Origin of the sequence: Bradyrhizobium sp., assembly GCF_030654605.1 — a bacterium.
Taxonomy (GTDB): domain Bacteria; phylum Pseudomonadota; class Alphaproteobacteria; order Rhizobiales; family Xanthobacteraceae; genus Bradyrhizobium.
The window spans coordinates 1-7,302 of the sequence record NZ_JAURXB010000288.1; the positions used below are offsets into that span (position 1 = coordinate 1).

Annotated in this window: 7 protein-coding genes; 1 reads left to right on the forward strand and 6 read right to left on the reverse strand. The window is 66.0% G+C overall.

The window, feature by feature from the left end; translation table 11 throughout:
- The 4 genes from Q7U29_RS26400 to galE form a co-directional block, all read right to left on the reverse strand.
- Positions 1-1,041 (reverse strand): globin-coupled sensor protein (locus tag Q7U29_RS26400; protein ID WP_304746378.1); only part of this gene is annotated, 1,041 nt, incomplete at its 3' end.
- Between the two features lie 169 nt (positions 1,042-1,210).
- The gene (locus Q7U29_RS26405) at positions 1,211-1,915 is read right to left on the reverse strand and encodes a fumarylacetoacetate hydrolase family protein (protein WP_304746380.1); all 705 of its coding nucleotides are present in this window, start codon (positions 1,913-1,915) and stop codon (positions 1,211-1,213) included.
- Between the two features lie 47 nt (positions 1,916-1,962).
- On the reverse strand, positions 1,963-3,771 hold the full coding sequence (locus Q7U29_RS26410; protein WP_304746382.1) for an ABC transporter ATP-binding protein: 1,809 nt from the start codon (positions 3,769-3,771) through the stop codon (positions 1,963-1,965).
- 127 nt (positions 3,772-3,898) lie between these two features.
- Entirely contained in the window at positions 3,899-4,912 is a 1,014-nt protein-coding gene (galE, locus tag Q7U29_RS26415) for a UDP-glucose 4-epimerase GalE (protein WP_304746384.1), read from the reverse strand.
- A gap of 129 nt (positions 4,913-5,041) precedes the next feature.
- Here galE and Q7U29_RS26420 point away from each other — a divergent pair, with 129 nt between their 5' ends.
- Positions 5,042-6,088: a glycosyltransferase family 4 protein gene (locus Q7U29_RS26420; RefSeq protein WP_370691835.1), complete on the forward strand. Its 1,047-nt coding sequence runs from the start codon at positions 5,042-5,044 to the stop codon at positions 6,086-6,088.
- Here the strand turns inward: Q7U29_RS26420 and Q7U29_RS26425 are convergent.
- Both Q7U29_RS26425 and waaF read right to left on the reverse strand, forming a co-directional pair.
- On the reverse strand, positions 6,070-6,612 hold the full coding sequence (locus Q7U29_RS26425) for an HAD family hydrolase (protein ID WP_304746386.1): 543 nt from the start codon (positions 6,610-6,612) through the stop codon (positions 6,070-6,072). The two genes, Q7U29_RS26420 and Q7U29_RS26425, sit on opposite strands and share 19 nt — an antisense overlap.
- Positions 6,609-7,302 (reverse strand): lipopolysaccharide heptosyltransferase II (gene waaF / locus Q7U29_RS26430; protein WP_304746388.1); only part of this gene is annotated, 694 nt, incomplete at its 5' end. The genes waaF and Q7U29_RS26425, both read right to left, overlap by 4 nt.

Below are 7,302 nucleotides of genomic sequence, written 5' to 3' on the forward strand. Positions count from 1 at the left end.
GGTCGCGGTCTGCATGCCTGCGATCTGGGTGCTGATCTCGTCGGTGGCCTTTGCGGTCTGGCTGGCGAGCGCCTTGACCTCCTGTGCCACCACGGCGAAGCCGCGGCCAGCGTCGCCGGCGCGGGCCGCCTCGATCGTGGCGTTGAGCGCGAGGAGGTTGGTCTGCTCGGCCACCGAGGTGATCAGCTTGACGACGTCGCCGATCCGGCTGGCGGCCTGCGACAGCGCGTTGATGCGCGCGTCGGTCTCGTCGGCCTGCTGCACGGCGCTCAAGGCGATGCGGTTGGATTGCTGGACCTGCGCCGAGATCTCGCGCACCGAGCCGGCCAGTTCTTCCGTCGCCGACGCCACCGACTGCACGTTGCTGGAGGCGTCCTCGGAGGCATTGGCGACCACGGTGGCGAGCCGCGTGGTGTTGCCGGCATTGTCGCTCAGCGCGCGCGCGGTGCTCTCCAGCTCGCCCGATGCCGCCGACAGCGAGGTGGTGATGGCGCGGAACCGGGCGCTGGCATCGGCAATCGCGTCCTTGCGGATCTGGCGGTTGGATCCGAAATAGACCGCGACCACGTTTTCGGTGTCCAGCATCACGGCCTTGGCGATGGCGTTCTGCATCAATGCCCGCTTGTCGCGCGCGGCGGCCTGCGCGGCCCGTCCATAATGCGGCAGCTCCACCTCGGCCGCCACCGCCTTCGTCAACTGGTCGGCGATGAACATCAGGCGGCAGCCGACGTACCATTGCGGCGCGACGCCGGCGCGCTGATGAAACTCGCTCAAACGCGCGACCGAGCTGAAATAGGGAAGGCCGAATTCGGCCGCGCCGATCAGGTCCCAATGCTGCAGCTGCAGGCGGATGGCCTCCTGCACCGCTCCGTCCCTGAAGATGCCGGAGGAGGGGTCGTACTGACGGACCTTGTCGTAAAATCGGGCCAGAATGCCGGGCAGGGCCTTGGCGAAGAACGGCCGCATCTCGCGCAGCGTCGCCCGCATCGGCTCGTCGATCCCGATCACATCGAGGCGGATGGCGTTCCAGTCGGGGGGCATTGGCGGCTCCAGCGCGAGCGTTGTGGCGGCCAGCCATAGGTAATCTGGGTATGGTTAACGAATTGCGAATTACTACGTAGTTCTACTGAGAAATGCCAAAATCCGGACGCAAAAAAGGGCTCCGGAGCGGGTCCGGAGCCCTGATTTCGCGGTTTTGGCGAAATGCGGTTTATGCCGCGGGCGGGCCGATCGCCACCTTCAGGATGCCGACGCCGTCGACCCCGCATTCGATCTTGTCGCCCGGCTTGAGCTGGGAGACGCCGGCCGGCGTGCCCGTCATGATGATGTCGCCGGCTTCGAGCGCGACCTGCTGCGAGAGCTGCCAGATGATCTCGGGCACATTCCAGATCAGCTCGGTGAGGTCGCCCTTCTGGGTTTCGGTGCCGTTGACGGTGAGCCAGATCTTGCCCTTGGAGGGATGGCCGATCTTCGCGGCGGGCTGCAGCGCCGAGCAGGGCGCGGAATAGTCGAAGGATTTGCCGACTTCCCACGGCCGCTCCTTCTTGCGCGAGGCGATCTGCAGGTCGCGGCGGGTGAGGTCGATGCCGACGCCGTAGCCGTAGACGTGGTCGAGGGCCTTGTCGGCGGGAATATTGAGGCCGCCGCTCTTCATCGCGACGATCAGTTCGACCTCGTGGTGCAGATCCTTGGTCAGCGGCGGATAGGGGATGGTGGCGCCGTCCGGCACCAGCATGTCGGCATGCTTGGCGAAAAAGAACGGCGGCGCCCGCTCGTCATTGCCCATCTCGCGGATGTGCTCGAGATAGTTGCGGCCGACGCACCAGATGCGGCGGACCGGATAGGTTTTCTGTTCGCCGACCACGGGAAGCGCGGGCTGCGGGGGAGCGGGAATGACGTAGGATGTGGCGTTCATGACGGTCTCGGCGGGTTCAGGGGCGGAAACGGGGACAGGATGCAGCTTTACGCGGTTGCGGTGACCGGCGCCAGCGTCAGCGGCCCCGCATCGCGGTGCTGCAGGCGGAAGAACGACGCGTAGCGTCCGCCGCGGCGCAACAGGTCGTCATGCCGGCCGCGCTCGACGATCTCCCCGCCCTCGACCACCAGGATGGCGTCGGCATGCATGATGGTGTGCAACCGGTGGGCGATAACGATGGTGGTGCGGTTCTGGCAGAGATGCTCGATCGCTTCCTGCACCTGCTTTTCGGATTCCGAATCCAGCGCGGCGGTCGCTTCGTCGAGCAGAATGATCGGCGCATTCTTGATCAGCGCGCGGGCCACCGCGATGCGCTGGCGCTGGCCGCCGGACAATTGCGTGCCGTGCTCGCCCACCGGGGTGTCGTAGCCGAGCGGAAATCCCATGATGAATTCATGCGCGCAGGCGGCCCTCGCGGCGGCCTCGATCTCGTCCTGCGTCGCGCCGACCTTGCCGAACGCGATGTTGGCGCCGATCGAGTCGCGGAACAGATAGACGTCCTGCCCGACATAGGCGGTCTGCTGGCGCAGCGACTTGCGCGACACCGCGGAAACCGTCTGCCCGTCGATCAGGACGTCGCCGTCATCAACTTCATAGAGCCGCAGCAGCAGCGCCAGCACGGTGGATTTTCCGCCGCCGGAGGGGCCGACCAGCGCGGTCATCTTGCCGGGCTCGGCGACGAAGCTCATGCGGTTGAGCACAAGCTCGTCCGGACGGTAGGCGAACGTCACGTCGCGAAACTCGACCCGCGCATCGACCAGCTTCAGCGCCGGCTTGTCGTCGTCGATGGGCTCGCTGGACGGGCTGTCGACGATCTCCAGCAATTTCCGGGCGCCGATCAGGTTGCTGTTCAGCTCGATGTTGAGCCGGGCCAGACGTTTGGCCGGCTCGTAGGCCATCAGGAACGCGGTCAGGAACGAAAAGAACTGGCCCGGCGTGGCGCCCATCGCGACCACGCTGTAGCCGCCATACATCAGCCCGCCCGCCACCGCGAAACCGCCGAGCGTCTCCATCAGCGGGCTCGAGCGATTCGAGACCCGCGCCATCTTGTTGGCGTTGCGCTCGACTGCCGTGATGCTGGCGTCGATCCGCTCGCGCATGGTCTGTTCGAGCGTGAAGGCCTTGACGGTGCGGATACCCTGCAGCGATTCCTGCATGGTTTCGAGAATGTCGGCGGTGCCGGTGAACTGGTTGTGGGCGAGGCCCTTGATCCGCTTCACCAGCTTGCGCAGTACCAGCATGGCCGGCGGCGCCACCAGGAATCCGAACAGCGCCATGTAGGGATCCTGCATCAGCATGACGCAGACGAGCCCGATCAGCAGCAAGAGGTCGCGGCCGAGCGCATTGATCAGGAGGTTGAGAACCTGGGTGACGGAGGCGGCGCCGGCGGTCAGCCGCGCCAGAAATTCCGACGAATGCCGCTCCGAGTAGAATGCGACGCTCTCGCTCATCAGCTTGGCGAACAGCCGGCGCTGGTTGTTGGCGAGGATGGCGTTGGAGATTTTCGAAAGAATCACGGAGTGGCCATAGGTCGCCGCTCCCTTGAGGATGAAGATCAGGATGGTGAGGCCGGACAACAGCGCGATGCCGCGCACGTCCTTGTCGACGTAAGCCTTGTTGATGACCTCGCCGAGAACCCAGGCCGAGCCCGCGGTCGCCGCCGCCGACACCGCCATCAGGACGAAGGCCAGCAGATAGCGCCGCCAGTAGGTCAGGCCCTGTTCGGTGATCAGGCGGCGAATCAGCGCCGCCGCGCCATAGGGATCGTCAGTGATTTTCCTGGGAAATTCGGTCATCCGCGTTCCATTGACAGCGCTGGCAGGCTCCCGCCCGCGTGTCAGGGTTGGCTTGCGAAACGTCCGTCTCCTTGCCCGCTATATGCCGGTTTTTCAAGCCAAATCAGGGCTTGCGCCGAACCCGATTTTAGGCCGAAACCGCCTGCCGCAGCTCGCCATGGCGCTCGCGGAACGATTTCTCCTCCCAGGCCAGCGCGTGGGCGGCGATGGTGTCGAGATCGTCGTATCGCGGGGTCCAGTCCAGGGTCGAGCGGATGCGGCTGGTGTCCGCGATCATGGTCATGATGTCGCCGGGCCGTCGCGGCGCATACTGAACCGCGAAATTGCGCCCGGAGACGCGCCGCACCGCCTCGATGGTCTCCAGCACCGAATAGCCGCGGCCGTAGCCGCAGTTCAGCGTCGCCGAGGTTCCGCCATCGCGCAGATAGGACAGCGCCGCAAGGTGCGCCTGCGCGAGGTCGCTGACGTGAATGAAATCGCGGATGCAGCTGCCGTCCGGCGTCGGGTAATCGGTCCCGAACACATCGACCTTGGCGCGCTGTCCGGTGGCCGCCTCGACCGCGATCTTCAGCAGATGCGTAGCACCAACGGTGGCAAGTCCGATCCGCGCCTGGGGGTCGGCGCCCGCGACATTGAAGTAGCGCAGCACGACGTAGTTCATGTCGTGCGCGGAGGCGACATCATGCAGCATGATTTCGGTCATCAGCTTCGACGAGCCGTAAGGCGATAGCGGCCGGGTCGGGGCGCTCTCGGGCACCGGCACCTGGTCCGGATTGCCGTACACCGCGGCGGTCGACGAAAAGATGAAGCGGTTGACGCCGCACTTCACCGCCGCATTCAACAGGCTGCGTGTCGTCATGGTGTTGTTGCGGTAATAGGCCAGCGGATCGCGCATCGAATCCGGCACCACCACCGAGCCCGCGAAATGAATGATGCTCTTGACGCCGTGCGCCGCGATCACGCCCTCGACGAGGTTCTCGTCGCCGGCGTCGCCGATGAACAGCGGCACGCCTTCGGGCACGAAGGCGGAAAATCCGGTCGTGAGGTTATCGAGCACGACGACGCTTTCGCCGGCTTCCGCCAGCGCATGAACCGTATGACTTCCGATATAGCCGGCGCCGCCGGTGACAAGCACAGTCATGAGCTCACCCATCTCCCAGTTTATTGGGGCGATGCTATCCGGGGCGCGGTGAAGAGTGGGTTTCGGCGCAGGCCAACTGGTCACTATGCTTAATGTTGCGTATAGGAAATGCGCGAAACGGAGCCCGAAGTGCCGATCGAGAACATTTCCTCAGGTAATCTGCAGCTGGTCGTGCCGAATCTGCACAGGCGCTATTCCGGCGTCACCGCGACCAACCGCATGGTGGCGCCGAAGCTGGCAAAACTGTTTCGCGCCGGCTGGCTCGGTTCTGACGCGCCCGACGGCATCGCGCGCATCGGGCCTGCGGACCTCGCGAGATTGTGGCGCCGCCGCACCGGCGTGATCTGGCATGCACGCCGCAACAACGAGATGATCGTCGGCGTGCTGCTGCGTGCGCTCGGCTGGCCGTTGAAGCTGGTATTTACCTCGGCTGCGCAGCGGCATCATACCTGGATCACGCGCTGGCTGATCCGACGGATGGACGCGATCATCGCCACCAGCGAGATATCGAAATCGTTTCTCAAGCGCGAAGCAACGGTCGTCATGCACGGCGTCGATACCGACGCTTACGCGCCACCCCGCGATCGCGCCGCCGCATTCGCCGAAGCCGGGTTGCCCGGCCACTACGCCATCGGCTGCTTCGGCCGGGTCCGCGCGCAGAAGGGCAGCGACGTGTTCGTGGAGGCGATGTGCCGGCTGTTGCCGCGCTATCCCGATTTTGCCGCGGTCATGGTCGGCGCCATCACGTCGGAGCAGGCCGGGTTTGCCGAGGGCTTGCGCAAACGGATCGAGGCCGCCGGACTGCAATCGCGCATCGTCATCACCGGCGAACTTGACATCGAGCAGGTGCCGCGCTGGTACCAGCGGCTGACGATCTACGCCTTCACCTCGCGCAACGAGGGCTTTGGGCTGACCCTGATCGAGGCGATGTCGGCAGGCGCGGCGCTGGTGGCGTCGCGCGCGGGCGCGGCCGAATTCGTGGTCGAGGATGGCGTCACCGGCGTGCTGACGCCGACAGGCGACGTCGATGCGCTGGTGCAGGCACTCGAGCCGCTGATGCGCGATCCCACAGCGGCGGCGGCGATGGGCGAGCGCGGCCGCGCGCGTGTGCTGGAGAAATTCAGCCTCGATGCCGAAGCCAACCGGATCGCGGAAGTTTACCGGACGCTGGTCTGAGCCATCACGACGGCGACAAAGGCGTCGAGATCGCCGCCCGCGAACAGAAATCCCGGCAGCCCCGCGGCCTGCGCCGCCTCGATATCGGTGGGGCGGTCGCCGATGACAAAACTGCCGGCGTGACGCACCGGCCAGTGCGCCATCAGGTCGTGGATCATGCCGGGCGCCGGTTTGCGCCAGTGATGGTCTTCGAGATAGCCCTCGACGGTTCCGGCCGGATGATGCGGGCAATACCTGACGTCGTCGACCCGTGCGCCTTGCGCCGCGAGTTCTTCGAGCATCCAGTCGTGCAGCTTGCCGACATCGTCCTCGGTAAAGAAGCCGCGCGCCACGCCGGATTGATTGGTGAAGAAGAACACAAAGTACCCGGCGTCGTTGAGCCGGCGGATCGCCTTCGCGGCGTTCGGCATCCAGCGGATACGGTCCTGCGTGCCCATATAGCCGTCGTCGTGATTGACCACGCCGTCGCGGTCGAGGAAGGCGGCGGGCCGCAGCGCAGAACGGGCTGAATCGACCTTGCTCATGGCCCCACCGCCTCGGCCAGCACGCGCTCGGCGATCCCGACCACGTCGGAGGCTGGAATGTCGCGCATGCAGCGGTGGTCGTTCATGGTGCAGACCGGTCGATGACAGGGCTGGCAGGGCACCACGGTGTTGGTCTGTACGGTCGCGGCGAGGCCGTTCAGCGGCGCCCAGTGATAGGGGCTGGTGGGGCCGAAAATGCCCATGGTCGGGGTCCCGATCGCGGCCGCAATGTGCATCAGCCCGGAATCGTTCGAGATCGCGACGCTGGCCGCCGCCATCGCCAGGATGCCGTTGCGCAGATCCGACCCGGTGAGGTCGCGGACGCGAGGGCCGCCCGCGGCCACGATCTCCGTCGCCAACGCCTTTTCGCCGGGGCCGCCGACCACCCAGACATCCAGCCCGCGTTCGGCCAGCAGCCGGGCAGCTTCCGGATAGTAGGTCCAGCGCTTGGAGGCGCCCACCGAGCCCGGCGCCAGTGCGACGGCGGGACCGGTGCCCAGCCCGTTTGCCTGCCGCCAGCGGCCGGCTTCCTCGGCGGGAACCCTCAGCAGCGGCACCGGCCATTCGTCCGGTAGCGGCGCCCCATCGGGCAACGCCAGGGCCGCATTCTTGTCGATGAAGCGGGGCAGGGCCTTCTCGCCCCAGCGCCATCGGTTGATCAGCCCGAACCTGGCTTCCCCGACAAACCCC

Coding starts and splice junctions, on each gene's coding strand:
- Q7U29_RS26405 (WP_304746380.1), bottom strand. CDS start 1,915: ATGAACGCCACATCCTACGTCATTCCCGCTCCCCCGCAGCCCGCGCTT.
- Q7U29_RS26425 (WP_304746386.1), bottom strand. CDS start 6,612: ATGAGCAAGGTCGATTCAGCCCGTTCTGCGCTGCGGCCCGCCGCCTTC.
- Q7U29_RS26410 (WP_304746382.1), bottom strand. CDS start 3,771: ATGACCGAATTTCCCAGGAAAATCACTGACGATCCCTATGGCGCGGCG.
- galE (WP_304746384.1), bottom strand. CDS start 4,912: ATGACTGTGCTTGTCACCGGCGGCGCCGGCTATATCGGAAGTCATACG.